This is a genomic window from Agriterribacter sp. (assembly GCF_035497235.1).
Taxonomy (GTDB): domain Bacteria; phylum Bacteroidota; class Bacteroidia; order Chitinophagales; family Chitinophagaceae; genus Agriterribacter.
Genome location: NZ_DATJEB010000051.1, coordinates 114,731 through 140,115 on the forward strand (window position 1 = coordinate 114,731; position 25,385 = coordinate 140,115).

The following is a 25,385-nucleotide window of genomic DNA, read 5'->3' on the forward strand; positions in this document are numbered from 1 at the left end:
TGTTGTTGTTTAGAAGTTATAATCTGATGCCCTGTCCCTTATAAAATTCAAGTACTTTCATTTTAAATACATAATCGTATTGGGCAATAAGTTTATTGATCCTGGCATTGTATAAATTGCTTTGATTGGTAAGCCATTCAATGGTTTGCATAGCCCCGATATCATATCTTTTGGAAGCGAGGTTAAATGAGCGTTCCGCGGTTGACACTTCCTTTTGCCGCGCATTGAAAGTATGGAAGGAACCCAGGGCCTGATTAAACGCAGTATATACATCCTGCTTTAACTGTAAGGTATCCTGCTCTATGACCAGCGCTTTGCTTTTTATATCCCATTTGGCTCTTTCTATATTGGCACGCGCCGACCAGCCGTTAAAAATGGGAATGCTTAAACCAATTCCAATGCCTTGTCCGAAATTATTTTTTACCTGGGTACCATATCCGTCCCACAATTGCCCGAAACGCTTTTTACTGCTAACGGTACCGGTTTGCGGCGTATACACATATATTTTATCTGTTCCGTTCAGTATGTAGGCAGGAGTTTGCTGGTCGCCCCGGCTGACTTCACTAAAAGCTTTAAAAGAACTGTTAAAGGCTGTGCCCAACTGTCCAAATAATGAAATCGTAGGATATTGTTTCCCCCTCGCGGCTTCATAGCTTTTTTGAGCTGCCTGCAGGCGCAGGTTATTGACCTTGATTTGTGGCTGCGACTGGGTAGCCATAACATAGATGGTTGCGGGCGAAATTTCAAGAATATTATCCACGGGTATTTGTTCCACCGGGGGAATATCCAGTTCAAATCCGGCGTCTGCCGGAAGATTGATCAATGCTTTCAGTGCAAGTTTGTCTACTTCTATTTGTGTTTGTGCGGTAATAAGATTAGCGCTGTCCCTGGCTACCTGGGCCTCCAGTTCTGCCGCGCTTAATTCGGGCAGCGCGCCTGCATCTACCTGTTTACGGGTATTTTGATATTGCGCCTGGCTTTGTTTTAATTGTATACCTGTTACCTCGGCCTGCTCCATGTCTAATAAAACCAGCAGGTATTGCCGGGCAACATTCAGCGCGATATCATTCTTTGCTTTATCTACCGCCGCCGCATCGGCCTGGTAGTTATAATCATTTGATTTTATCGTATTCTTTTGGCTATTCCAGTTAAATAAATTCACCTCTGTATTCAGACCTAATCGCTGATACATTGAATTATTATCTGTGTATGTGTTCGTTGTATAATCAAGCGATCGCCCAAATTGAAAACCGTGATTGCCCGAAAAGTTAAGTGAAGGTATTTGTGCCAGTTTGCTTTGTTTTAGCGCAATAGCGGAAAGTCTTGCCTGGATATCAGCCTGTCTTACAGAAACATTATTGGTAAGGGCATATTCCACGCAACGCCGCAGATCCCATTTTATAGTTGTTTGTGCATTGGCAGTTGGGTTAGCCATTAAGGTTGCAAATACAACCAGGTAGCATAATAATTTCCTCATGAAACAAATTTATAATATCCGCAACAGGTAACCTGCTCTTATTAAAAGAAGGCAACTTCCTGTTTATCTTACAAATATTCAACTAAAAAAACATTTGGCAAAACCCTTCATGTATTATTTAGCGCCTGCTCTAAGTCTTTAATGATATAGGCGGGTTCCTCCTGTCCTACATATAGCCGCAGCATGCGTTGCGGCCTTTGGGTAATATCATATGCTTCAGGAGCTACGGAAGCGCATCCGGGAATGATCAAAGATTCATAGCCACCCCAGCTCACGGCCATAAGAATATGCTTAAGATTTTCACAAAATTGTACGATCTCTTCAATCTTTTCCACTGTGAGATAAAATGATAAAAGTCCGCAGGCGCCCTGCATCTGCTGTTTCGCCAATGCGTACTGGGGAAAACTTTCATCGTGCGGAAACAATACAGCTTCCACTTTTGGATGCGCTTTCAGATAGGCCAGCACCACTTTTGTGTTTTCCGTTACTTTTTGCAGCCGTATGGGAAGGGTTCTTAATCCTCTGATCAGCAGCCATGCGTTAAAAGGCGAAATACCATTTCCTGCGGTAAGATACTCGCTGTTAAATATTTTAGCCATCATTTCGCGGCGCCCCGTTAATACGCCGGCCACTACATCGCTGTGGCCGCCTATATATTTTGTGGCCGATTGCAGGGCAATATCAATGCCCATCGCTAACGGTTTCTGGTATAAAGGAGTACAATAGCTGTTATCGCAAATAGTAATAATGCCCTGTGCTTTGGCCAGTTCGGCTACTGCTTGCAGGTCCTGCAATGCAAAGCCCCACGAATTGGGCGATTCAAGGTATATGACGGAAGTGTTGGGTAAAACAGCTCTTTCAAAATTTTCTATCTGCGTTCCATCCACGTAAGTAGTTGTTACGCCAAAACGTGGCAATATTACATTAAACATTTGTTGCGCCCAGGAATAGGGCTTCTCAACCGAAACAATGTGATCGCCTGCTTTTACATTGGCCAGCACGGATGCAAATATGGCCGAGGCGCCACTGTTAAATACGAGGCAATCTTCGGCTTCATCAAGCGCGGCCAATTTCTTGCGGAGGATATCAATGGTTGGGTTCAGCCCCCTGCTGTAGATGTAGCCGCTATACTCATCTTCAAACAACCTGCGCATGTCATCCACCTTTTTAAAGGCGAAATTGCTGGTTTGTATAATGGGCGGCGCAACAGCATTAAAGTAGTGTTCCCGTTCTTCACCCAGTTCATTAATGATATAGGAAATATCCATAAAAAACTATTCATTTATACTTATTTGCTGAATAGCTGAAGGCAGCCATACCTGCATGTCATTGGCGCCCCTGTTGTTCCAGCTATAGTAAGGGATAGCCGTTATTTTTTTGTTTATCGTGGAAACCGACAGACCATCTTTGTGTATGGTAACCACCGGAGCATTAAAGCGCAACACGTTTACGCCGCCCAGTAAAGAAGCGTCATACGATATTTCAAAATTAGTTTCGGCAGGAACTATTACGCTTCCTGCATCAAATTCGTCATTAGGGGTGCCTTCCACGCAATATACCAGCGGACCGTACTGAAGCGCTACCCTGTTTTCATTCTGCTTAACTGCCGGGTTGCTTATAATTCTCCTTACTTTCATAGGCAATTCCATGGTTACTATGTCATCCTTTTTCCAAACCCTTTTTATTACGGCATACCCCTCATCAACGGTATATTGCGCCGGAGTTCCGTTCACTTTTATTTCCGGAACATCTTTCTCCGGTGTTTCATAATGGTACAGGTTGCCGGGAGCAGGCGTGGAAAGCCAGCCCGGAATACGTATGCGCAATTCAAACTGCTGCATTTTTGCCGGCGATACCGCCAGTTTTATATTTCCTTTCCAGGGATAACCGGTTTCCATGCTAAGGTTTACTTTGTTTTTGTTCAGTTGTACCATTGCATGGCTGCCTGCAAATATATTCACCCACACGGCATTCTTTGAAGTTCCATAGATATAATTACCCAATGAGCTTACCAGCCTGGCAATGTTCGATGGACAACAGGCTGTGCCAAACCATTCACTCCGGTTATGGTTACCCGAAGCTGCCAGGGGGTTACCATAAAAAAAGCGATCGCCCGAGAGCGATAAGCCATCTAATGCGCCGTTATATAAACTTCTTTCCAGTATATCAATGTATTTCGCATCGCCGGAAAGCATATTCATGCGCTGGTTCCAGAATACCATACCCACAGAGGCGCAGGTTTCGCAATACGCGGTGGCGTTGGGCAAATCGTAGGGCTTGCCGAATCCTTCATTACTTCCCTGTGCGCCTATACCTCCTGTAATATACATATGGTGAAATACCACGTCCTGCCATATGGAATCCATGGCCGTAATATATCCTGCATCATTGGTAACGGCCGCCACATCGGCGGCGCCGGTATATAAATACATCGCTCTTACGGCATGCCCTGTTATTTTACGCTGATCCTTTACAGGCAGCCCGTCCTGGCAATATGCAGGGTCTTTCCATTGATCCCAGATCACACCTTTGCCATTCCCGCGTCCTCTCTGATCAAGGAACCAGTTTGCCAGCTCAAGATATTTTTTATTTTGTGTATGGTGATAGAGTTTCATCAGCGCCAGCTCAATTTCCTGGTGTCCGCTCACCCATGGCCTGTTTTGCTGCCGGAAAACGGAATCAATATGATCGGCGAAGCGGATGGCAGTATGCAGCAGCTTATTTTTCCCGGTGGTATTATAATACGCTATGCCGGCTTCTATCAGGTGACCGGCGCAATAGTCCTCATGTTTTTCCATATCCGTCCAGCGCTTATTTATATCCGTTAGTATATAATAGGTATTCAGGTAGCCATCCGGTAACTGCGCCGCGGCAATCTTTTCAATCCACTCATCCGTATGCTTTTCCAGCGTGGGGTTGGGGTAATTTTTGAGGGAATAAGCAATGGCTTCAATGGCCTTATACACGTCAGAGTCGTCATAATATATGCCCTCATGTTTGCCGGAATGTTTGGCTGCTTTTTCAAAATTGCGGATGCGCCCGGTTTTATCCTGCGTGTAATTTACGCAGGCATCAAGTGTAGCGGTAGCAACGGTTCCCATTTTCGGTTTCCAGAAGGGGTCTGTAATGGTTACATCCGAAAAACTTACCGGGTATAGCTTTTGCAAGGAGGTTTGTGACGCTGCCGTGGCTACAGAAAATATAACCGAAATCATTAAAAGCGTTTTCTTCATATCCTTCGTTTTCAATTTTATTTTTTTACTTCACTCAAACGTTGCCCTGCATAGCCCGCCATATTGAGCAATTTGGCATCTTTTGCCAAAGCCATAGCCCTGGAGGGGTCTGCCGCTACCAGCGGTTCAAATGCATACCATACCATCAGCGGTATATTGGCATCTGTATTATCTTCATTCCTGGTACAAAGATTTTTAATAATATCCCATCGCTGGTTCGGTTCCATTCTTTGGAGTGCTGAAGCAATATACAGGCGCACGAGTGCAGCGGTATCATTTTTAGCTAATGCTTCAAAACGATGCTGTGCATTAGCAGAAACTTTTTTCTCTTCCGCCAGCAATTGTATAGCCCAGGAGCGCACATATTCATTTTTATTTTCCAGGAGGTTCAGTAACTGTTCTTCGCTGATTCCCTTTGTTACGTGCAGGGTCCATAAAGCGCGTAATTTCCGGGTAACATCGGGGTTATCATTTAATATCTTCCATAAAGCCTGGTGTACATCGCTACCCGTTTTTCTTTCCTGCAGCAAACGACGGGCGTGTTTTACGTACCACTCATTTTCATTAAGCTGCAGTGCCACCAATTCTAAGTTTGTTTTTTTAGCCAGGTCTATAGGATCCCATTTATCATCGCGGTGTGAAATTTTAAATATGCGCCCCAGCGTTTTGTTATGGACGGCCGGGTTGGGGTTATGGCATTGGTTTTTGTCGTACCAGTCTATTACAAACACCGATCCGCCGGGCGCGATCTCAAAATTGAGCCAGAGCGACCAGGAATCATTTCTTAGTATAAAGTCTTTGCCGTGGCTTGCCGTATATCCTGAGCCGGAACGCGACAGCATATCTGTATTCACCCGGTGCCCGTGCAGGTTATTCATCATAATAGCGTTCCTGTCGCGTCCCCAGCTTTTGTTTCCTAAGTAAAACATTGCCCCGGCATGCGCATGGCCACCACCCGCGGCGGCCGACCGGAAGTTGCCGGCATGCGGCCCGCTGTTGCCTATCCAGTGCACATGATCGGCAATGGTTTTAATATCGTTATAGGTATAGGGGTTAAAATGTTCGCCGCCCTGGCGGTGGTACCTTCCTCCCTGTATCATGTAATACAAATGCGGAATAACACAGGCGGTAATAAAAGCGTGGCCATAATCATTGAAGTCGAGCCCCCACGGATTGCTTGTGCCATGGGCGAATACCTCAAATTCATGGCGAACGGGATGATAGCGCCATACGCCACCGTTTATGCGTTGCCGTTCGGCATCAGGAGCGCCGGGTTTTCCCACGTTGGAATGGGTAAATACGCCATGGGTACCATATAACCATCCATCCGGTCCCCAGCGTAAGGTATTCAATGTTTCATGCGTGTCTTCATAACCCCATCCATCCAATAGTATTTCGGGCTTACCTGCCGGTCTGTCTCCTGTTTCATCAAAAGGAATAAATAATAAATAGGGTGCGGCGCCCACGTATACGCCTCCAAAGCCCAGTTCTATACCGCTAACTAAGTTAAGCCCTTCTGTAAATACTTTCCGGCTGTCGAGCGTGCCATTGCCATCGGTGTCTTCAAAAATAAGTATCCGGTCCCTGCCTTTTCCTTCTTCAGCCCGCACAGGATAGGTTTGCGCTTCCACCACCCACAGGCGGCCCCTGTCGTCCTGCGTAAATGCAATAGGTTTAACAATGGCTGGTTCCGCGGCCGCCAGTTGTACCGAAAAGCCTTCTGGTACCGTCATGGCTTTGGCGGCTTCCGTTCCCGAAAGTCCTGCATATTTAACGATATCCCTTGCCGGCAGGATCACAATATCTTCCGGGCGCAATTCATTCCTAAATTTCGGCCGTTCCCGGTGGAAACGGAAATCATCAAAGGCAATATGCGCCCACACATTATCGCGGATATAATGGATCTCGGGAACTTTTCCGTTTTCCTCGTCTACCAGCCGGATATACATTTTTTTGCCAAGATAGGGCTTCAGGTCAACCACTACAGGTCTGAAAGCAGCCTGCCGCGGGCCGGTTATATGATCGTCTGTAATATGTCCCGAAATTTTAAAGAAAGGCCGGGCAGAATCGGCGAGTAATAATTCTACCCTTACCCCTTCCAGCGCTCCGCCCGATATTTTAAAAGAAGCCCAGGGATCTGTTATTTCAAAAGTTGCTGAAGTTAAGGTTCCGGTAGCCTGGTAATGGGAAGTGCCGCCACTGCTTATGTAGTAGTCGCCACCCTGTTTTAACCGGAAAGAATCGGGATATAAAGGAGCGGCATCAAAAGCCACTGATCCGGGTTTAAATGCATCTCCGGTAGCTTTCCAGTCCTGTAAGTTTCCTCTTTCAAAGCCGAGGTTCAATGGCTTGCCGTTTTTACGGGGCGATACGCCTTCATCCACCACTGCTATATCAAAGCTTTCTACTATTTCAAAACGCCCCTGCATCATCTGCCTGTGGCCGGGAATACTGCAAAAATAGACATCGTTTTCCTTTGCTTCTATCACTACGCTGGCCGTATCGCCTTTATCTGCTACAGGCATACTTTTCATCCCTGCCTTTTCAAATACGATATCGTGCGACATCACCTCCCCGTTAATGATCCTGATCATAACCCGTTCTCCCTTTTTTGCCCGTAATACGGGATTTCTTATGCCTTCTATATCGCCTCCTATGCCGGTATACCCGGTCATTTTAGCATCCAGCACATACTCCCTGTCAATTTTGGGTATAGCTGCCTGATCGGGCGGCGTTGCACATCCGGTAAGACAGACCACGAGAAATAAAAAAAGTGCTTGAAGTAAAGGCAGGCGCATCGTGTAAAGGCATTTTGAATGAATAATATGATTTAACCGGGGGGTGCCGTACAGGTATAATGCAGGCAACCGGTATTGAAATTATTCATTTTACCGCATTTAATAAGCAAGTTTTATAATTACATTTTCCGCTGCAATACTTTGGGAGGGCGCTCCCGGCGGTAAAAAAGCAAAAGGAGACAAGCGGACTGACCGGTCTTTGTCTCCTTTGCAAATAAGCAAATGTTACTATCCTACATAAGATCGCAGCATCCACGCCATTTTTTCGTGTTGTTTAAGCAACCCGGTTAAAAAATCGCTGCTGCCGATATCTTTATACTTTTCATCAAAATCCTTGATCAGCTTGCGCAGGTTGTTAATGATGGTTTCATGATCGGCATCAAGGTTAGGTATTTGTTTTTCAAACCGGGTAGGCACCTGGGGCTCGTCTAAAGTGGCCAGTTTCAATAACTCTTTCAGCCTTCCTTCCGCAAAATGTCCAACAGTACGTATCCGCTCAGCAACCTCGTCAATGATTTCGGCCAGCACTGTATATTGCTCTTCATAGAGTTTATGCAATTCCATAAAACTCGGACCTTCCACGTTCCAGTGGTAGCTGCGGGTTTTGTTGTACAATATATGCTCGTCTGCTAAAACCTGGTTTAATGCTCCTGCAACAGCCTGCCTGTTTTTTTCGGTAATACCAATGTTTACGTTAGCCATATGTTTTATTTTTTGTATACAAAGGTGCAAGAATTAAACCATAAAAAACCTGATAAAAATCATAGGGATATTTTAAGCTGTGGCGGCGCCCGGTTTCTCTGTTTCAAATATCCGGGAATACACTGCCGGCGTTGCTTTTACCGTAATAACAACATGGCTTCATGCATCTGTTGCTACATCATTTCAATTACCGGATCATTTTATAATGGTAAAGCATATTACAGGAACTAAGGAAAAAATTCTACAGGTGTACTCGCTATATTCCCCATATTTTACAGCAGGGATCTTACTTTTTCTATAACCAGGCGTAACTGAGATGCATCCTGCCCACCTGCTGTGGCCAGTGTTTTCTGACCTCCTCCGCCTCCTTTTATCAATGGTGCAATATGCTCTTTAATGATTTTGGCCGCATCTAATTGCTTTGCCGCTGCAACTACTTCAGACATGCCCACGGCCACAAAGGGTTTGCCGTCAATATTGGCACAGAGTACGATTAAGTAATCCCGGAGATTATTTTTTACATCAAAACAAATCTTCTTTAAGGCATCTGCATGACTTACCTGTACAATGTCGCCAATAAAAGTTACGCCATTTACTATTTCGTCTTTTTGCAGCAGTTCATTCCTTACCTGTACTAAATGCCGGGCTTCTAACCCTTCCATTTTCTTCTGCAATGCATTTTTTTCTTCTATCAGCTTTTCAATGGCTTTCAAAGGGTTTTTGGCTTTCAGTAATTCGCTGATGTGCTTATACCCGCTTATGCGGTCGTAGCCATACTGCAAAGCTGCCGTACCTGTAAGTGCCTCAATACGTCTTACGCCTGCTGCTACCGCAGATTCTGAAACAATGATGAAGAAGCCAATCATGCCCGTATTGCCAACATGCGTTCCGCCGCACAATTCAACAGAGTATGAAGGGTTAATGGTTACTACCCGTACCCTATCGCTGTATTTTTCGCCAAACAATGCCATAGCGCCTGATTGTAATGCTTCTTCTTTAGGCATTTCCTTAGTTACAACCGGAATGTTCTCGCGGATCTTTTCATTCACCAGCGCCTGCACTTTCCATAGCTCTTCTTCGGTAACTTTAGCAAAATGTGAGAAATCGAAACGGAGTTCGCCGGGTGAAACCAGTGAGCCCTTTTGCGCTACGTGCTTGCCCAATACCTGCCGAAGCGCGGCATGAAGCAAATGCGTGGCGGTATGATTGTACATGGTGTACAAACGGTTTTCGAAATTTACCGAAGCGGTAACGGGCAGCGTAATATCGTCCGGTAATTTTTCTATAAAATGAATGATCAGGTCATTCTCTTTTTTTGTATCTGTAACGATAACCTTTTCCTCTCCAAACTGAAGTATACCTTTATCGCCCACCTGGCCGCCGCTTTCGGCATAAAAGGGCGTGGTGGCTAATACCAACTGGTATTGCTCTTTACCTTTTGCTTTAACTTTTCTATACTTAACCACAAGTGTTTCTACCAGCAGATCATTGTAGCCAACAAAACCTAATTTATCGGCCTTGTTCACTTCAATCCAGTCTTCGGTGTCAATAGTTGTTGCCACCCTGCTGCGATTTTTTTGTTCCAGCATTTCCTTTTCAAAGCCGCTCTGATCTACCGCTAATTTATTTTCTTCGGCAATGAGGCGTGTAAGGTCAACAGGAAACCCGTAAGTATCATATAGTTCAAACGCGTCTTTGCCTGAAATGACGGTGTTATTACCTGTTGACCCGATAATATCCTCCATGCGTTTCAAACCCTTCTCCAGCGTTCTCAAAAATGCATCTTCTTCTTCTCTTACCACTTTTGTAACAAATGCTGCCTGCTGGTACAATTCCGGGAAAACAGCTTTGAACTGCAGGGCCGTATGCATTACTAATTGGTGGAGGAGAGGCTGTTTATAATTCAGGTAAGAATAATAATACCTTACGGCTCTCCTTAATATCCTTCTGATTACATAGCCCGCGCCGGTATTGGAAGGTAGCTGCCCATCGGCAATGGTAAAGCAAATGGCCCTGATGTGATCGGCAAGCACCCGAAAAGCTACAGCCTGCTTACTGCTGCCGAAATCGTATAGCTGCCCCGTTATTTTTTCTATATGCGCGATAGTACCCGTAAAAATGTCCGTATCATAATTTGAATTTTTTTCCTGCAGTACCCGCACCAATCTTTCAAACCCCATACCGGTGTCTACGTGTTGTGCCGGTAGCGGTTCAAGTGTGCCGTTCTTTAAGCGGTTAAATTGTATAAATACATTGTTCCATATTTCAATTACCTGCGGATGATCGTTATTGACCAGGGTTTTGCCGTCTACGGCTTTTCGTTCTTCATCATTCCGGCAATCTACATGTATTTCTGTACACGGGCCGCATGGCCCGGTATCGCCCATTTCCCAAAAATTATCTTTTTTCTTCCCCGGCAATATGCTTTCTTCCGCAATTACTTTTTTCCATTCATTATATGCTTCTTCATCTTTGGGCAGGGCTTCTTTTTCATCTCCTTCAAAAATGGTTACATATATACGGTCTTTTGATATTTTATATACTTCCGTTAACAGTTCCCAGCTCCAGGCAATAGCTTCCTTTTTGAAGTAGCCTCCTTCCGGCCGGGCAGGATCGCCAAAGCTCCAGTTGCCCAGCATTTCAAACATGGTATGGTGGTAAGTGTCTACCCCTACTTCTTCAAGGTCGTTATGCTTACCGCTTACGCGCAAACATTTTTGTGTATCGGCTACCCGCTGGTAAGGCGCGTTTTTATTTCCCAGGAAATAATCCTTAAACTGGTTCATTCCAGCATTGGTAAACAAAAGCGTAGGATCGTTTTTAACAACAATAGGAGCGGATGGAACGATGTGGTGTTGTTTGGATTGGAAAAAATCAAGGAAAGCCTGCCTTATTTGTACTGAAGTCATCATTACTCCGTTATATTTTTTGTGGGGTTTGAACGTTTAAATTTTATATTTGCCTTTACCCGAAAAACCGGGGGCGAAGGTAGTTAAATTATAGCTGGATTTTATATGCTGAATAAAGCCGGCGTCAGATACCTGCTTCATGAAAAAAATAAAGTATTTCTATAATACCAATTCACTCCGTTACGAAAAACTGGTGACTCCCCTGCGGGTGAAGCTCCTGCGTATACTGGGGTTTTTAGCCGGGGCGGTAGTAACCGCTTTAATAATAGTGGTCATTGCTTTCCAGCTTATAGATTCACCTAAAGAAATGCTTATGCGCCAGGAAAACGAGCGCATAAAAGAGGATTACCGGCTGCTGAATGGTAAGGTGAAATTTATGCAGCAACAGATGGCAGAACTGGAAAAAAGAGACAATCACGTGTACCGTGAGATATTTGAAGCTAATCCTATACCAGACAGCGCCAGGGCAAAGCGTATGGAAAAACAGCAGGAAGCGCAGTTGGCAGAAAGCATGGAGGATAATGAACTGGCTTATTCCATTGCGGCTACATTAGATAAAATGATGAACCGTATCGCTTTTCAGGAAAAATCGTACGAAGAGATTGAGGCCATGATACGGGATAAGGAAAAATTGCTGGCAGCTACCCCGGCTATTCAGCCGGTGAGCAATAAAGACCTTAGCCGGGTAGCTTCGGGCTTCGGCTACCGGATTGACCCCGTTTATAAAACCGTAAAAATGCATGCGGGCCTTGATTTTGCCGCGCCGCAGGGAACCCCTATTTATGCAACAGCAGATGGCGTGGTGCGGTTGGCCGGCAATACCGGCAATGGTTACGGTAACCATGTTATTATTAATCATGGCTACGGTTATGAAACCCTGTACGGGCATCAATACCGCATTAAAGCCAAAGTGGGTCAAAAAATAAAACGGGGAGAGTTAATAGGCTGGGTAGGCAGCACAGGCAAATCTACAGGACCGCACCTGCATTATGAAGTTCGAAAAAATAAGCGGCATATTGACCCGATTTACTTTTTTTATAATGATCTTACACCCGAACAATTTGACAGGATCGTAAAAATAGCCGCCTCCGGCAATCAGAGCTTTGATTAAATGTTGATAATTTCCGGTATCATTTTTTCTGCATACCGTTAATTTAGCAGTATGTGTAAGCAGTTAGACTTGTTTGGATCTTATGCAGCAGAGCAGCCGGTTAAACCTGCGTCCAGGACTGTGCCTGACAAGCAGGAGCAGCCAGCTATTCCCGTAGCTAATGCCACACCCGAACCTGCTCATCAGGCAGCACCGCTCCATGCACCGGCATCTCCCGCCAGGCAGAAAAAGGAAAATATTCCTGTAAAAAAAGGCAAAAGAGGACGAAAGTCAATAAAGGAAATGGATGCCGAATCTGCCATGATCAGCATCCCGGAGGATGAAGTGCTTTTTAGAAAACAATATTACAGTATTGGCGAAGTGGCTGAAATGTTTAACCTCAATGCTTCTTTACTGCGTTACTGGGAAACCGAATTTGATATTTTACAGCCACGGAAGAACAGAAAGGGCGACCGGCATTTTCGCCCGGAAGATATTAAGAACCTTTTTCTCATCCATCACTTGTTACGGCAAAAGAAATATACCATTGAAGGTGCAAAGGACTACCTGAAAAAGAACAAGTCAAAAGCGCAGCAACACTTTGGAATTGTGCAGCGTTTAGAAAAGCTCAGAGGATTTTTATTAGAGCTTAAAGCCGGTTTATAATATGTTTAATAGCGGGCGGTGTACTACGCGTATGCTTTTTGCGGGTTGAGATTTGGTAATTATCCTCTTGTTATCTACAGGAGTAAATAGAGTATTTACTTACTTCAGGTGGAAACATTTTAACAGTTTGTAGGGTAAACCTGGAGCGGCATGGCCATTTATTATGTAAAAAGTAACAATTAGCGGCTTTTAATTTGCGGTTATATCAAAGGGTAAAGAAATGCGTAAGTAGAAATATTAAGCCCGGCTATGCGTTTTTTTTCATGCCTAATTGTTGATGCACTATGATCAATCCGCTCCGTTTTTTTGCTGCATTTTTAATACTTGGAACATGCTTTGGTTTTCAAAGTATTAATAAAAAACCGTTTCCTTTAAATGATACTTCTTCAGCCGCTTTGGATACTCCGGCTACCCGGTTTAAACAGAAAGCTGCGAATATCCCCGCCAGTTCGGCTTATCGTTTGGTAATAAAAAAGGGCGCCTATGAAATGACCCTGTATGACCAGGAAGGATGGTACGGCACCTACCCCGTGGTTTTTGGCAATAAAAGCCAGGAAGATAAGCGTATGGAAGGCGACCGGCTTACACCGGAAGGGCATTTCCAGATTGTAGGTAAGAAGATCCATAAGCAATGGGGTAAATTTTTGATGCTCGATTATCCAACCAGAGAAAGCTACGAAAAATTTCAAGCCCGTAAGGCAACCGGTGTTATACCCAAAAAAGCCACTATTGGTGGTGGAATAGGCATTCATGGCACCCGCCCCAATGAAGAATGGGTGATTGACAAATATATTAACTGGACGGCCGGCTGTATTGCTGTACGATACAGCGATATGGATGAGTTGTATGATATGCTGCCCATTGGTACAGAAGTGATCATTGAGAAATGATAAACACATCATTATTATGCTTCCCCTTTTCTGTTATCAAAAGCTAAATCATTTATCGCTTAATCCCGTATTCCTGCTGTTGCGCACCCGGTAATAATTATCATTCGTATAAAAAAGAAAAGTCTTGCAGCGAAAGCCACCCGATTGCAATCTATATGGATGTGCTTATCTTTTCCGTGCATGTAAAACATAACGGATAAACAAAAAGAAACCCCACACTGCCTGCCGTGGGGTTTTCTTTTTATATCGGGTTTACTTTATCTTCAACCGATGAAAAAAGCGCTTTTTTATTACTTACTTTGTTTTCCCCTTACTGCTGCCGCCCAGGATACTGCAAAAACGATGATGGTACAAACCGCGGGTAAACTTCCTTTTTTAAAATATGGATTGGGTGAAGACCGTTTGGGCGGCGCTAAAATGACCTACCTGGATTCGGGCGTAGTAATGCGGGTGGTGGATTCTGTGAACACCGATTATAAAGTGCAGCTTTCTGAAAATCATTTTGCCTATATCGCTAAAAGCAATACCCAATGGCTGCCATGCAAAGTGCCGGCGCCCTATTATCTTACATCAGGCTGGCATATATATGGAGATGGTCAGTTCGATTATGTTACCATTAGCTTAGATGAAAGATTGCCCTATCGCAGTGTGCAGCAGATCAGTCCGGCACGTATTGTGGTGGATATTTTTGGCGCTACTTCCAATACCAACTGGATATCACAATTGGGGTCGGCAAAGGAAATTAAAAACGCATGGTATGAACAAACAGAAGATGATGTGATGCGGGTTTATATTGAATTAAAGCATATGCAGCACTGGGGATACCATATTGGCTATGACAGTACAGGGAAAAAGCTGGTGATACTTGTAAAACGACAGCCTGAGGACTTAAATATCCGTAAACTGAAAATAGCGATTGACGCAGGGCACGGCGGAACCAACACAGGCGCTACCGGCGTAACCAGTAATGTAAAGGAGAAAGATTACGCGCTTAATATTGCGCAGGCGGTAAACAAATTACTGAAACGGAAAAAAGTGGCCACGTATATGACCCGCGAAAAGGATACTACACTGGGGATGCCGGAACGCGTGGAAATGTTAAGAGCTGAAAGCCCGCACCTGCTGATCAGTATTCATCTTAACTCTTCTGGTAATATGGCTGTTAAAGGAACGGGTACTTATTACCGTTATATTGGCTTCAGGAGCCTGTCTCAGGCTATATTACGGCGCATGCTTGAGCTTCCTTTGGCTGAAGCCGGGAATGTGGGTGCTTTTAATTTTGCCCTTAACGGTCCAACAGATTACCCTAATTGCCTGGTGGAAGTGGCTTTTTTAAGTAATGCGGATGATGAAAAACATATACTGGATCCCCGCTTTCATAATGCGGTGGCCAAAAAAATATACAAAGGCATAAAAGACTGGCTGAAGGAGATGAAGTGAGCTTTTCATAAATTTGCCCAAATACACAAACTATGAGTGATAACAGTACTTTTATCCATCACGTTTATTTTTGGTTGAATAACCCTGGCAGCCAAACAGATTTTGAGCAACTGGTTGCCGGATTGCATAAACTCTCCGCTGTAAAAACCATTAAAACCTTTTACATTGGCAAACCTGCTGATACCAGCCGTGATGTAATAGACAGTTCCTATTCTGTATCATGGCTGCTGTTGTTTGATAATAAAGCACACCAGGATAGTTACCAAACCGATCCTATTCATTTAAAGTTCGTTGATGAATGCAAGCACCTCTGGAAAAAAGTGGTGGTATATGATACGGTGAACGTCTGAAAAATGTGAGAATGTGCTGATTTGAAAATTTGAAAATGAGAGCAGTCGGTGCGCAACCAGGGAAGCGTCAGGCAGCGCATGAAATACAAAGCATCAAAAGCAAAGTGGAAAGTGAGCAGTGAAAGAAGGAGGATGGAGCTTATCATTAATAGTTATACACTAATACCTGATACCTCACATGCCTCATACCTGACTGCTGCTGACCGCTATACAATCACCTATCACACTATGAGCTATTGCAGTTACGTAAACGGATTAAGCGCTGAGGAAGAAAATGTGCACAGGGATTATCACAATAACCACTATGGGTTTCCCATTGGGGATGATAATGAATTGTTTTGCCGTTTAATACTGGAAATTAACCAGGCGGGCTTAAGCTGGACTACCATTTTAAAAAAAGAGCAAGGATTCCGGAAAGCCTATCACAACTTTAATATAGCCCGTATTGCAAAATATGCAGACAAAGATAGAGAGCGATTGCTGCATGATGCCGGTATTATAAGAAACCGCCTGAAAGTGAATGCTGCTATTGAAAATGCCAGGGCGGTGCTGCAGCTTCAAAAAGAATTTGGTTCCTTTAAAAACTGGATAGAGCATCATCATCCTAAAACCAAAGAAGAGTGGATGAAGCTATTCAAAGCTACATTCAAATTCACGGGAGGTGAAATTGTAAATGAGTTTCTCCTTAGCACAGGATACCTACCCGGTGCGCACACGCCTGATTGCCCGGTATATAAAAAAACACTAAAGAGCAAACCCGCCTGGAACCGGTAAGTTACCGGCCGCTCATGGCTTCCGCTATCGCGTCTTCTAAGCTGAAATAAAGTCCAACTGTATACCTGGAAGGATTATAGTCCCAGGGTACGCTTGTTATTTCCTGTGCAAATACCATTTGCAATTGTACTTTAAGGAATTTGTATCCTGTTCTTACCGTAAAAGAGGGTTCAACAAAAGCATAATTGGTATTATCAATCCGTCGCCCGCTGCTGTTGATAAGGTTTTGCTGCATGAGGTAATCATTAGTCATTCCCTTTGCATTAAAGTGGCTGTACTTTGCACTAACAAAGCGCAGATTAAAAGCCGCGTCAAATGCGGGGGAGCGAACACCAATACCCGGCTGTATGAAAAAACGATTTATGCGCATATCTACATCACTTCTAATCTGGCCGGTTCCATAGCCCACATAGCAGTCGGTAACCATTTTAAATTTGTTGCCTTTGGCGTAATATCCGCCCACGCCAAACTCAAGTAAGTGCGCTTTGCCATCCACGTTACCATTCGTGGCATCGGGGTTATCGGGCGTATATCCATAGGTACTGTAGTTGGCTATAATGCCTAAGTGCTTTACAGGAGAAACCGATGCCTGTAAATCAAAAACATACCGGGTTCCCTCATAGTCATAATCCCCGCTATTGCCGCCTATACTGCCCGCTACGTTCAGGTGCGCCTGGCCGGCATCTGTAAACAGGGGGGTATTTACACCGTTGGGCTTATAGTAGTAACGGTTGCAACTGCTGCATATAATAAGAGTGATCAGGCTGAAAAATAAAATGTATTTCTGTTGCATAACGAAAGTTTTATAAAAAATGATTCACGCGGTCACTTTATAGGATAGATGATTTTGATGGGCATCATTTAGCTTATCTTCATAGTGGCGTTGCGGCTGCTTGTTTTTATGTTTGTGCTAACTGAAACTGAGCGTTAATTGTTGAAAACTGTTGCATCCGCTTATATTTTATCTAAATATTTTAAATACCTGAAAATGAAGGAACAACGGGGTGTTTTGTTTTCCCGGGGGACGCGTTCATACAAGTTGTATGTAATATTATCAGCGGCCGCTTTTATTATGCATACCGGCTATGCCGATACTACGCAGCCCCGTATATTAACACTCACCTATACCTGCCATATCACCAATATTCCTTCCGGCGTAAAACAAGTAAACTGCTGGATACCTGTTCCCTCTTCTGATGAACGTCAAACAGTAGCGTTGTTATCCGGATCAGGCTCAGGGAAAATAACTACTGAACGCAAATATGGCAACCAGGTATATTATAGCCAGGTTATGATGAATAAGGCAAACGTTAAAGACAGCTTAACTATTACTTTAAGATATAAAATAAAATTAAAGGAGAAGTCGGTGCCGGAAGCTAGGACTCTGACGGGTTTACCAAAAGCGGATATTGGCGGAAAGATGAAGGTTTACCTGGCGAGTAACAGGCTGATTCCTCTTGATGGACCTGTTGAAACCATCCATCAGCAGTTGCAGTTAGAAAAAGAGCCCATTAAAGCGGCACGCCAGATATATGATTACTTGATTGATAACATGATTTACAATTATAAAGCGCCGGGTGCAGGAATTGGCGATGTGCTATGGGCCTGCAACAGCAAAACGGGCGATTGTTCAGACTACCACTCTGTTTTTATTGCATTGTGCCGGTCTGAGGGAATTCCGGCAGACCATGTTTTTGGCTTGCCATTGAGCGCTACCCCGGGTAAAGGGAAAGTAAAAGACTGGCATTGCTGGGCCAGGTTTTATGTGCAGGGGCCGGGCTGGATTACCATTGATGCGTCTGAAGCCGATAAACATCCGGAACTCCGGGATTATTTATTTGGAACATTAAGCAACCGCTATCTTACAATTTCGCATGGAAGAGATGTGGTGCTTGAGCCCGCCCAGCAAGGGCCGGCATTGAATATTTTTGCCGATCCATATGTTGAAATAGATGGCAAACCTTTTACGAAAGTGAAGTGGGAAGGTACTTTTGAAACCGTGAGCCAGGATTAGCGCTTCACCATCTGCTTAAACCTTATCTATTGCTTCCTTAGTAAAAATATCTGCACATATTTCTTCTCTTCCTTCTTTACCCGGCGGTTAAAAGCTAATATCCGGCCATCGTTCGACCATATTGCCGCACCGAAGGGGACATCTTCATCAGTACCGCGGGGCGTTAACCTTTCAGCCAAATGGGTTTGTATACCGGTGATGAATACACTATTATCTGCTATATAGGAAACATAACTGCCATCCGGACTTATATTAATAGGTCCCTGGATAGAAAAATCATTAAAAGTAACCTGGCTGATGGAACCCCCGTTGGGCGATACGCCATAAACCTGAATAATACCCTTTGGATCTTTTGCCATAAATAAAATCAGGGATCCATCGGGGGTGGTGCGTAACCAATGTCTTGGTCCCTGAATGCCCTCCGGGGTATGGGTAATCCTTCTTTGTACAACTCCCGCGGGCAGGTCAGGCCGGGTGCGAGCAGTTCCTTCCAAATGATCGCCTGGCGAAGCTTTGGTAATATCATCCGGAATATCGGTTACAAAAACTTCTGCTATCGTTTCATTTTTTTCATTCCGCACATTGCCCTGGAAAGCAACAGCACGATGTTGCCAGCTTCCATCGGCCTTTTGATATCCTTTGCTGCCAATCCAGCACTCATCAAACGCTTTGTCTATCTCATTGCTCCCCGGTTCAGGTTTTTCCGTAACCTTTGCCACTATCGCCGAAAAATATGCCCCATTATTATTTTCCATTGCGCCATCATCAGGAACGGTTACTGTTCCCGGCATCATTACGGCAATGGTTCTCAGATCCTTAACAGCAGTATCTGTTTTGGACAGTTGCTCCATGATGTAATCATTGTAGGTGAAGCTTATCCATTGCCCATCGCCGCTCCAGGAATGCGCATGCGTTCCGCCGCGCAAAGCCCCGGGTGTAAAAGGGGGCGTTATATTGCGGGCATCCATAAATACAGGCTCAAAAGGCTTGGTGGTATGGATGGCCACACCTGTACGGCGGGTAAACCCATAGGGATGTGCTTCATTGGCATTGCGTATACCATGAATGAACAAAACTGTAGGGTTAGTCGGTGAAAACGTTGCCGCACCTACGCCCGGGCCGTATTTTGTTTGATTTTGAGTATGGTACAGGGGCTGTATTTTACCCGTTGGCACATTTGCCATTTCAATACTGCCGGTAACGCCAATGCCGCCATCATCATTGCGGGTATCATATACGATCCATTCATCATCGGGAGAAAAAACCTGGGTTGAATTTAGAAAATGGCCCTGAGGATCATGGGTAAGCTGTTTTTCCGTAAAGCGCATTGGCTTGTTTATTTTTTTATTTGAACAGGAAGCCATTAAAAAAAAAACCAAAAAAGCCAGCGGCGTGATTATTCTATATGGCCTATGCATAACTGTGTATAGAGTAAAACAGGGATGAAAGATACTATAGGTGCAGCGTAAAAATTATATGTGAGCCGCTGATACCGGTATCAGCTATACTTTGTACCAACATACGGTTGCTATCCGGGCTCCAATGCTTTGGCCGGATCCCAGAATATTTGTTCAAAATTCACAATGGTATCGTTTTTAACTTTTATGCCCTCACTTTTTAAAAGATCCGCCATTAAAGTGGGTGTGGCAAAATGATGTTTCCCGCTCAGCATACCATTGCGGTTTACTACGCGGTGTGCCGGTACCGGCGGAAGCGCGGTGCCTGCCGCGTTCATTGCCCAGCCTACCATGCGGGCCGATAGCTTTGTACCTAAGTAAGCCGCAATGGCGCCAAAAGAGGTAGCGCGTCCTTTGGGTATCAGCCGGACTACATCATATACGGATTCAAAAAAGGAATCCTTTCGCTTTACTTTTACCGGTATAACGGTTTTGCTATTTGTAACTGCCGGTTTTGATCTGCGTTTCACGTAATAACTGCTTTAATTGCTCATCTTTTTCCGGGAGAAGCTGTTCGGGCAAACGGAATTTTAAATAATGCACCCGGTTACTTCCGGCAATATCTAAGCTTTCGTAATAGGTTTTTATTCTCAGCTCTTCGCTGATCTCCTGCCGGGCATATACATTCTCCTCATCTTCCATTACAGGAAGTTCATATATTCCGCACACCAGTTTAGTAAAATCGTATAGGTTGGGTGAATCTGTTTTTAAGTGAATAAAACCGCCAGGCGCAAGTATTTGCCGGTACAGCCGTAAAAACCGGGGATGCGTGAGCCGCTTCTTTGCTCTTGAAAGCCGCAACTGCGGATCGGGGAAAGTGATCCATATTTCCTGTACTTCCCCGGCCGTAAAGTAATCGGTGATCTTTTCAATTTGTGTACGTACAAACGCGGCATTCTTTGTTCCTTCTTCTATACATTTTTTTGCGCCTGCCCATATGCGGTTGCCTTTCAGGTCAATACCAATAAAATTCCGGTTGGGATATTTTTGCGCCAGCGCTACCGTGTATTCTCCTTTGCCACAGGCTAATTCCAGCGTAATGCCATTGCTGTTGCCAAAAAAAGCATTCCATTTTCCCTGCATGCCCTGCGGGTATTGCAATACGTTAGGGAAGGTTTTAATGGCTTCAAACCGTATTAATTTTTTGTGGCCCATAAGCAAACAAAGATAAGGAGGAGCCGGCTTACAGTATCCTTACCGAATCGCTTAAATCATTTTTTACCAGTACGATGCCCGGCTTTTTACCTTTTTCAAAGCTGCCCAGGCTATTTTCCCAATGCAGGGCTTCCGCTCCGTTTAAGGTAGCCCATTGCAAAAGGGTGGCTGCCGGAATATGCGGAAAATGTGCACGAATAGCCGCCATTTCACTGGTGATGCTCAATTCCCGGTTGCTGCCATAACTATCTGTTCCCAAAACAATATGACAATTGTGTTTGATAAAAAGATCAACCGGCGGTAGTTTTTCTTCAATATATACATTAGCATTGGGGCAAAGGCAATATACCAACTGCAATTCGTTTTGTAAAGCATATGTATTGGCAAACACAATATCTTCCTCAGTCATATAAGTATTGTGTACCAAAATGATGGTTTGTCTGTTGTTGAAACAGGGCAGCCAGGTGCGTACACTGCTTTTCCCGGATAGGGGTAACGGTATGGACTTGCGGCCGATACTTTCATAAAACGCAATAAAACGGCCGCTTCCTTTCATGAGCAGTTCATCCTCGTCTGCACATTCCTGGTTGTGTATGCTTATGGTTTTATTTTTTGTGCAGGTATTAATGAGGGAAAAGGTAAGCGGCGATACACTGTATACGGCGTGCGGAGAAAGCGCTGCCGCTGAATTAGCCGGAAGCGCCTGTATAAATTCATCTGCCATGCGGCTGTATAGTGCCACCCGTTCCAGGGCTTTTGCATCATTGAGGTTGGTGAGTTCAAGAAAATTATACCATTGTATAGGGCTTTTGGCTTTTTGCTGTAAAGAATACATTTGGTTAGAAATATCGCCGGTAGCTATAATTCCTTTATCGTACATTTCCTGGTCGGCCAAGGCCATGTGCCGGTTTTTTTCTTCCTGTTCAACCTGCGGCAAATGCATTACGGCCGATATAAAGGCAGGAAGCCCCTGCGCTGTGGGGATGCGGTTGCGCATATGGCTGAGCTCCAGGTGGCAGTGGCAATTTACATGTCCGGGCATAAGTATGCCGCTGAATTGCTGAACGTCCTCTCCTGCGTCTGCTGTTATGATATCCAGTACAGTACCCTTTTCATCGGTAACAAGTGTATGTGAATCATTGTGCAGTTGGCGCCCTGTAAATAATTGATCTGCCTGAAATTTGCAATACGCCATAGCTGAATTAACTTTGCTGCCCTGAAAAGCTGAAAGGCTTACCGGAACCTGAAGGGTGCAACGCAAGATAAGTTGCGCGGCGGTTCAACAGCCGGAAACACAAAAATAACACAAAACCATCCACGGGCAATTGTGGAACCAATCGTAATGTTAGACAAATTAGAAGCGATAAAGGCAAGATTCGACCAGTTGGGTGTTGCGTTAACCAATCCGGAAATTGTAAATGACAACAAAAAGTTTACCGCTACCAGCAGGGAATACCGCAGTCTTGAAAAGATTGTGCAGTCGTATGATGCATATAAAAAGCTATTGGAGAATATTACATTTTATACGGAAGTATTGCATGGAGATGATACGGAAATGCGGGAATTGGCTAAAGAGGAGCTGCCTGTATTAGAAGAACAAAAGGAAAAGATGGAAGCCGGCATCCGCCAGATGCTGATACCCAAAGATCCGCAGGATGAAAAAAATGCCATTCTTGAAATACGTGCCGGAACGGGAGGAGATGAGGCTTCATTGTTTGCGGGTGATTTGCTGCGCATGTATATCCGCTATTGCGAAGGCAGGGGATGGAAAACAACGATCCTTAGTGAAAATGAGGGTACTGTTGGCGGGTATAAGGAAGTTGAGCTGGAAGTAGCAGGGGAAGATGTATATGGTATTCTGAAATTTGAGAGCGGCGTACACCGGGTGCAGCGGGTACCCCATACCGAGGCCAGCGGACGGGTGCACACCAGTGCTGCTACCGTGGCGGTAATGCCCGAGGCAGATGAAGTAGATTTTGAATTAAGAGAAAGCGATGTTAAAATGGAAACCTCGCGAAGCGGCGGCGCGGGCGGACAAAATGTAAATAAAGTAGAAACCAAGGTAATGTTAACGCATATTCCTACCGGCACGGTTATTATATGCCAAACGGAACGTTCGCAATTGGGCAATCGCGAAAAAGCCATGCAGATGATGCGTACCCGGCTATATGAAGAACAGGTGCGCAAGCAGGAAGATGAAATTGCACGGCACAGGAAAAGCCTGGTAAGTACAGGCGACCGGTCGGCAAAGATCAGAACCTATAATTTCCCGCAGGGCCGGGTTACCGATCATCGTATAGGCCTTACCGTATATAACCTGGATGATGTAATGAATGGCGATCTGCAGGCGTTTATTGATGCGCTCCAGTTTGCGGAAAATGCAGAAAAACTGATGCATGAGAGTATTTAAAATTTAGAATTTGAGATTGGTGTAGGTTTCATGTTTCGGGGAATATCAGTATTGCTCGCTTTTATTTAATAGTTGAAATGGAAGAATTTTTGCCCTGGTATTGTTATACAGTACCATCCCTCTCCTACGGTATGAAGAGGGAAAGAGCCCGCCCGAACGATGTTCAGTAGGGCGGGGGTGAGGTCTTTATCTGCCGTTAGTTTATTTACTTTGTAACCATAAATAATAAATAATGAAAATATTAATTACCGGCACTGCAGGATTTATAGGGTTTCATTTGGCTAATTACCTGGTTCAGCGGGGAGATGAAGTAGTGGGATTGGATAGCATCAATGATTATTACGATATAAATCTCAAATACAACCGCCTGCAAACCGCCGGTATAGAAAAAAACGATATTGAATATAATAAACTGGTGTCCAGTTCCAAACATGCTAATTACAGGTTTATTCAGCTTCAGTTGGAAGATAAAGGAAACCTGGAAAAATTATTTGCGGCCCAGCAGTTCGACAAAGTATGTAATCTTGCCGCCCAGGCGGGTGTACGCTACAGCCTCACTAATCCGGATGTATACATTAACAGCAATATTGTAGGTTTCGTTAATATACTGGAATGTTGCCGTCATAATAATGTTAAGCACCTTGCCTACGCCAGCAGCTCAAGTGTATACGGACTCAATGGCAAATCGCCTTTTGCCACGTCCGATAATGTAGATCATCCCATTTCTTTATATGCTGCCAGTAAAAAAAGTAACGAGCTGATGGCGCATACCTACAGTCATTTGTTTAAAATGCCTACCACGGGTCTTCGTTTTTTTACGGTATACGGGCCGTGGGGCAGACCGGATATGGCCCTGTTCCTGTTTACCAAAGCCATACTCGAAAATAAGCCCATACAGGTGTTTAACAACGGTAATATGGTAAGAGATTTTACCTATGTTGCCGATATCGTGGAAGGGGTAGTGCGGGTAATTGATAATCCCCCCGCCGGCAACAGTTCCTGGGATGCTACCCACCCCGACCCCTCTACTTCCACCGCTCCCTATAAAGTATATAATATTGGAAATAACAACCCGGTTCGTTTATTAGACTTTATTGAAGCCATTGAAGATAGTTTGGGCAAAAAGGCCGAAAAACAGTTCCTGCCCATGCAGCCGGGAGATGTTGCGGCTACCTGTGCCGATGTGCAGGACCTGGTAAACAATTTGCACTATAAGCCCGATACAAAAGTACAGGAGGGTATACAGCGTTTTATTGAATGGTACAGGGGGTATTACAAGTAGTAAGTGGTAAGTAGTAAAGAACGGCAGGGGCAGGTGGACTGGTTTGTATGAAGCTACACCAGCAGCCGGGGAGAATATTAACGGCTTAATTTTACGCTTTCAGCGATAAGATAAACTGCGGGAGTAAAAAATTTTTGTGCTTTATATGAATACCCTAACTTTGCCGCAGGAAAAGGAACGGTAGAAGGGAACGATTCGTTCCCTTCTTCATTTATCAGACTATGAGCAGTGAGGCAACAACGGGGGTAATAACACAAATGATGACCACATTACTGGCTGAAAACCCCGGCTATTTTTTGGTGGAAGTCAGAATAGCTCCAACCAACAACATAAAAGTGTTTTTGGATGCCGATACCGGTGTATCAATAGATAAATGCGTAAAGTACAACCGGGCTTTATATAAACTGGTGGAAGAAAGCGGCATTTTTCCTGACGGCAATTTTTCTCTTGAAGTATCCTCCCCGGGGCTGGATGAACCATTGAAGCTAATAAGGCAGTATATTAAAAATACGGGCAGAAACGTGGAAGTGCTTTTGCATGACGGCAGCAAAGTAGAGGGAAAGTTAATGGCGGTAAATGATACCGCGATTCAGGTGGAGGAAATAAAAGGGAAAAATAAAAAGCGGGAAGTATTGGAACATACGATACGCATTGATAACATTAAAACGACTAAAATTCAAATTCAATTTTAACGCCCCTTACTGAATGAAGGTTACGCCTTCGTTTAGCTGAAGGATA

21 protein-coding genes are annotated in these 25,385 nt (G+C 44.4%); 10 read left to right on the forward strand and 11 right to left on the reverse strand.

Features of this window, described 5'->3' with window-relative positions:
* Window positions 1–16: 16 nt before the first annotated feature.
* The 6 genes from VL121_RS17755 to alaS all read right to left on the reverse strand — a co-directional run bounded on the left by VL121_RS17755 (window position 17) and on the right by alaS (window position 11,122).
* Complete coding sequence (locus VL121_RS17755; RefSeq protein WP_325407852.1) at window positions 17–1,477, reverse strand: TolC family protein; 1,461 nt, start codon at window positions 1,475–1,477, stop codon at window positions 17–19.
* A 107-nt stretch (window positions 1,478–1,584) separates the two neighbouring features.
* Window positions 1,585–2,745, reverse strand: coding sequence for a trans-sulfuration enzyme family protein (locus tag VL121_RS17760; protein ID WP_325407854.1), 1,161 nt, complete (start codon window positions 2,743–2,745; stop codon window positions 1,585–1,587).
* Window positions 2,746–2,751: 6 nt separating this feature from the next.
* Window positions 2,752–4,710, reverse strand: a complete 1,959-nt coding sequence (locus tag VL121_RS17765) for a glycoside hydrolase family 127 protein (RefSeq protein WP_325407856.1) — start codon at window positions 4,708–4,710, stop codon at window positions 2,752–2,754.
* A gap of 17 nt (window positions 4,711–4,727) precedes the next feature.
* Window positions 4,728–7,469, reverse strand: coding sequence for a PVC-type heme-binding CxxCH protein (locus tag VL121_RS17770; RefSeq protein ID WP_325407858.1), 2,742 nt, complete (start codon window positions 7,467–7,469; stop codon window positions 4,728–4,730).
* Between the two features lie 267 nt (window positions 7,470–7,736).
* The gene (locus VL121_RS17775) at window positions 7,737–8,210 is read right to left on the reverse strand and encodes a Dps family protein (RefSeq protein ID WP_325407860.1); all 474 of its coding nucleotides are present in this window, start codon (window positions 8,208–8,210) and stop codon (window positions 7,737–7,739) included.
* Between the two features lie 272 nt (window positions 8,211–8,482).
* Complete coding sequence (gene alaS, locus VL121_RS17780) at window positions 8,483–11,122, reverse strand: alanine--tRNA ligase (protein WP_325407862.1); 2,640 nt, start codon at window positions 11,120–11,122, stop codon at window positions 8,483–8,485.
* A gap of 136 nt (window positions 11,123–11,258) precedes the next feature.
* Here alaS and VL121_RS17785 point away from each other — a divergent pair, with 136 nt between their 5' ends.
* From VL121_RS17785 to VL121_RS17810, 6 genes are all read left to right on the forward strand, one after another.
* Window positions 11,259–12,230, forward strand: a complete 972-nt coding sequence (locus VL121_RS17785; protein ID WP_325407864.1) for a M23 family metallopeptidase — start codon at window positions 11,259–11,261, stop codon at window positions 12,228–12,230.
* Window positions 12,231–12,281: 51 nt separating this feature from the next.
* On the forward strand, window positions 12,282–12,875 hold the full coding sequence (locus VL121_RS17790) for a MerR family transcriptional regulator (protein ID WP_325407866.1): 594 nt from the start codon (window positions 12,282–12,284) through the stop codon (window positions 12,873–12,875).
* 284 nt (window positions 12,876–13,159) lie between these two features.
* Window positions 13,160–13,765 carry a L,D-transpeptidase family protein gene (locus tag VL121_RS17795; RefSeq protein ID WP_325407868.1) on the forward strand — a complete coding sequence of 202 codons (606 nt, stop codon included), beginning with the start codon at window positions 13,160–13,162 and terminating at the stop codon, window positions 13,763–13,765.
* Between the two features lie 270 nt (window positions 13,766–14,035).
* Window positions 14,036–15,205: an N-acetylmuramoyl-L-alanine amidase gene (locus VL121_RS17800; protein ID WP_325407870.1), complete on the forward strand. Its 1,170-nt coding sequence runs from the start codon at window positions 14,036–14,038 to the stop codon at window positions 15,203–15,205.
* Between the two features lie 32 nt (window positions 15,206–15,237).
* Window positions 15,238–15,555, forward strand: coding sequence for a Dabb family protein (locus VL121_RS17805; protein WP_325407872.1), 318 nt, complete (start codon window positions 15,238–15,240; stop codon window positions 15,553–15,555).
* Window positions 15,556–15,633: 78 nt separating this feature from the next.
* The gene (locus VL121_RS17810; protein WP_325407874.1) at window positions 15,634–16,329 is read left to right on the forward strand and encodes a DNA-3-methyladenine glycosylase I; all 696 of its coding nucleotides are present in this window, start codon (window positions 15,634–15,636) and stop codon (window positions 16,327–16,329) included.
* Window position 16,330: 1 nt separating this feature from the next.
* Here VL121_RS17810 and VL121_RS17815 read toward each other — a convergent pair whose 3' ends face one another.
* Window positions 16,331–17,122, reverse strand: a complete 792-nt coding sequence (locus tag VL121_RS17815) for a hypothetical protein (RefSeq protein ID WP_325407876.1) — start codon at window positions 17,120–17,122, stop codon at window positions 16,331–16,333.
* 195 nt (window positions 17,123–17,317) lie between these two features.
* Between VL121_RS17815 and VL121_RS17820 the strand changes: the two genes are divergently transcribed.
* Entirely contained in the window at window positions 17,318–18,343 is a 1,026-nt protein-coding gene (locus VL121_RS17820) for a transglutaminase-like domain-containing protein (protein ID WP_325407878.1), read from the forward strand.
* Window positions 18,344–18,369: 26 nt separating this feature from the next.
* On the opposite strand, the gene VL121_RS17825 is transcribed toward VL121_RS17820, so the two are convergent.
* The 4 genes from VL121_RS17825 to VL121_RS17840 all read right to left on the reverse strand — a co-directional run bounded on the left by VL121_RS17825 (window position 18,370) and on the right by VL121_RS17840 (window position 22,150).
* On the reverse strand, window positions 18,370–19,671 hold the full coding sequence (locus VL121_RS17825) for a DUF3748 domain-containing protein (RefSeq protein WP_325407880.1): 1,302 nt from the start codon (window positions 19,669–19,671) through the stop codon (window positions 18,370–18,372).
* Between the two features lie 200 nt (window positions 19,672–19,871).
* Entirely contained in the window at window positions 19,872–20,270 is a 399-nt protein-coding gene (locus VL121_RS17830) for an MGMT family protein (protein ID WP_325407882.1), read from the reverse strand.
* A complete protein-coding gene (gene trmB / locus VL121_RS17835) occupies window positions 20,236–20,955 on the reverse strand; it encodes a tRNA (guanosine(46)-N7)-methyltransferase TrmB (protein WP_325407884.1) in 720 nt (239 codons plus the stop codon). The genes VL121_RS17830 and trmB overlap by 35 nt, the downstream gene beginning before the upstream one ends.
* Window positions 20,956–20,983: 28 nt before the next feature.
* Complete coding sequence (locus VL121_RS17840) at window positions 20,984–22,150, reverse strand: amidohydrolase family protein (protein ID WP_325407886.1); 1,167 nt, start codon at window positions 22,148–22,150, stop codon at window positions 20,984–20,986.
* 147 nt (window positions 22,151–22,297) lie between these two features.
* On the opposite strand from VL121_RS17840, the gene prfA reads away from it, so the two are divergent.
* From prfA to VL121_RS17855, 3 genes are all read left to right on the forward strand, one after another.
* Complete coding sequence (gene prfA / locus VL121_RS17845; RefSeq protein WP_325407888.1) at window positions 22,298–23,365, forward strand: peptide chain release factor 1; 1,068 nt, start codon at window positions 22,298–22,300, stop codon at window positions 23,363–23,365.
* A gap of 232 nt (window positions 23,366–23,597) precedes the next feature.
* Window positions 23,598–24,647, forward strand: a complete 1,050-nt coding sequence (locus VL121_RS17850) for an NAD-dependent epimerase (RefSeq protein ID WP_325407890.1) — start codon at window positions 23,598–23,600, stop codon at window positions 24,645–24,647.
* A 221-nt stretch (window positions 24,648–24,868) separates the two neighbouring features.
* Window positions 24,869–25,339 (forward strand): ribosome maturation factor RimP, encoded by a 471-nt coding sequence (locus VL121_RS17855; RefSeq protein ID WP_325407892.1) that lies wholly within the window; start codon window positions 24,869–24,871, stop codon window positions 25,337–25,339.
* Window positions 25,340–25,385 lie beyond the last annotated feature (46 nt).

What these genes read in the sequence shown, in the direction of transcription:
- VL121_RS17775 (WP_325407860.1), bottom strand. Translation starts at nt 8,210, where the DNA reads ATGGCTAACGTAAACATTGGTATTACCGAAAAAAACAGGCAGGCTGTT.
- VL121_RS17805 (WP_325407872.1), top strand. Translation starts at nt 15,238, where the DNA reads ATGAGTGATAACAGTACTTTTATCCATCACGTTTATTTTTGGTTGAAT.
- VL121_RS17785 (WP_325407864.1), top strand. Translation starts at nt 11,259, where the DNA reads ATGAAAAAAATAAAGTATTTCTATAATACCAATTCACTCCGTTACGAA.
- VL121_RS17825 (WP_325407880.1), bottom strand. Translation starts at nt 19,671, where the DNA reads ATGCGCTTTACGGAAAAACAGCTTACCCATGATCCTCAGGGCCATTTT.
- VL121_RS17850 (WP_325407890.1), top strand. Translation starts at nt 23,598, where the DNA reads ATGAAAATATTAATTACCGGCACTGCAGGATTTATAGGGTTTCATTTG.
- prfA (WP_325407888.1), top strand. Translation starts at nt 22,298, where the DNA reads ATGTTAGACAAATTAGAAGCGATAAAGGCAAGATTCGACCAGTTGGGT.
- VL121_RS17790 (WP_325407866.1), top strand. Translation starts at nt 12,282, where the DNA reads ATGTGTAAGCAGTTAGACTTGTTTGGATCTTATGCAGCAGAGCAGCCG.
- VL121_RS17810 (WP_325407874.1), top strand. Translation starts at nt 15,634, where the DNA reads ATGAAATACAAAGCATCAAAAGCAAAGTGGAAAGTGAGCAGTGAAAGA.
- VL121_RS17840 (WP_325407886.1), bottom strand. Translation starts at nt 22,150, where the DNA reads ATGGCGTATTGCAAATTTCAGGCAGATCAATTATTTACAGGGCGCCAA.
- trmB (WP_325407884.1), bottom strand. Translation starts at nt 20,955, where the DNA reads ATGGGCCACAAAAAATTAATACGGTTTGAAGCCATTAAAACCTTCCCT.
- alaS (WP_325407862.1), bottom strand. Translation starts at nt 11,122, where the DNA reads ATGATGACTTCAGTACAAATAAGGCAGGCTTTCCTTGATTTTTTCCAA.
- VL121_RS17800 (WP_325407870.1), top strand. Translation starts at nt 14,036, where the DNA reads ATGAAAAAAGCGCTTTTTTATTACTTACTTTGTTTTCCCCTTACTGCT.
- VL121_RS17820 (WP_325407878.1), top strand. Translation starts at nt 17,318, where the DNA reads ATGAAGGAACAACGGGGTGTTTTGTTTTCCCGGGGGACGCGTTCATAC.
- VL121_RS17765 (WP_325407856.1), bottom strand. Translation starts at nt 4,710, where the DNA reads ATGAAGAAAACGCTTTTAATGATTTCGGTTATATTTTCTGTAGCCACG.
- VL121_RS17760 (WP_325407854.1), bottom strand. Translation starts at nt 2,745, where the DNA reads ATGGATATTTCCTATATCATTAATGAACTGGGTGAAGAACGGGAACAC.
- VL121_RS17755 (WP_325407852.1), bottom strand. Translation starts at nt 1,477, where the DNA reads ATGAGGAAATTATTATGCTACCTGGTTGTATTTGCAACCTTAATGGCT.
- VL121_RS17815 (WP_325407876.1), bottom strand. Translation starts at nt 17,122, where the DNA reads ATGCAACAGAAATACATTTTATTTTTCAGCCTGATCACTCTTATTATA.
- VL121_RS17795 (WP_325407868.1), top strand. Translation starts at nt 13,160, where the DNA reads ATGATCAATCCGCTCCGTTTTTTTGCTGCATTTTTAATACTTGGAACA.
- VL121_RS17855 (WP_325407892.1), top strand. Translation starts at nt 24,869, where the DNA reads ATGAGCAGTGAGGCAACAACGGGGGTAATAACACAAATGATGACCACA.